The following is an 820-nucleotide window of genomic DNA, read 5'->3' as shown; positions in this document are numbered from 1 at the left end:
TAGTTCTGCTCCAGAGTACCACGAGACACGTGAAACCTTGTGGGAAGCAGGGAGGACCACCTCCCAAGGCTAAATACTACTTGATGACCGATAGTGAAGAAGTACCGTGAGGGAAAGGTGAAAAGAACCCCGGAAGGGGAGTGAAATAGAACCTGAAACCGTGTGCCTACAACCGATCATAGCACCATATGTGTGTGATGATGTGCTTTTTGTAGAACGAGCCAACGAGTTACGGTATGTAGCGAGGTTAAGTACTTAAGGTACGGAGCCGAAGGGAAACCGAGTCTGAATAGGGCGACTAGTTGCATGCCGTAGACCCGAAACCGGGTGACCTATCCATGGCCAGGTTGAAGCGAAGGTAAAACTTCGTGGAGGACCGAACCACGTTGGTGTTGAAAAACCATGGGATGAGCTGTGGATAGCGGAGAAATTCCAATCGAACTCGGAGATAGCTGGTTCTCCCCGAAATAGCTTTAGGGCTAGCGTCGGATATGACTAATGGAGGTAGAGCACTGAATGGGCTAGGGGGCATATCGCTTACCGAACCTTATCAAACTCCGAATGCCATATAGTATTAGTCCGGCAGTCAGACTGCGAATGATAAGATCCGTAGTCAAAAGGGAAACAGCCCAGATCGTCAGCTAAGGTCCCAAAGTATAAGTTAAGTGGAAAAGGATGTGGGATTTCTAAGACAACTAGGATGTTGGCTTAGAAGCAGCCACTCATTAAAAGAGTGCGTAATAGCTCACTAGTCGAGAGATCCTGCGCCGAAGATGTTCGGGGCTCAAACTTATCACCGAAGCTACGGCTAGCAGATTTA

Annotated in this window: 1 rRNA gene; it reads left to right on the top strand. The window is 48.4% G+C overall.

Features of this window, described 5'->3' with window-relative positions:
- Positions 1-820 (top strand): 23S ribosomal RNA (locus JHL18_RS05895); the annotation flags it as partial.

This window comes from Clostridium yunnanense (assembly GCF_016595795.1).
GTDB lineage: Bacteria > Bacillota > Clostridia > Clostridiales > Clostridiaceae > Clostridium_AR > Clostridium_AR yunnanense.
Note: the sequence above shows the minus strand (reverse complement) of the source record. Positions and strands in the feature narration are given on the sequence as shown.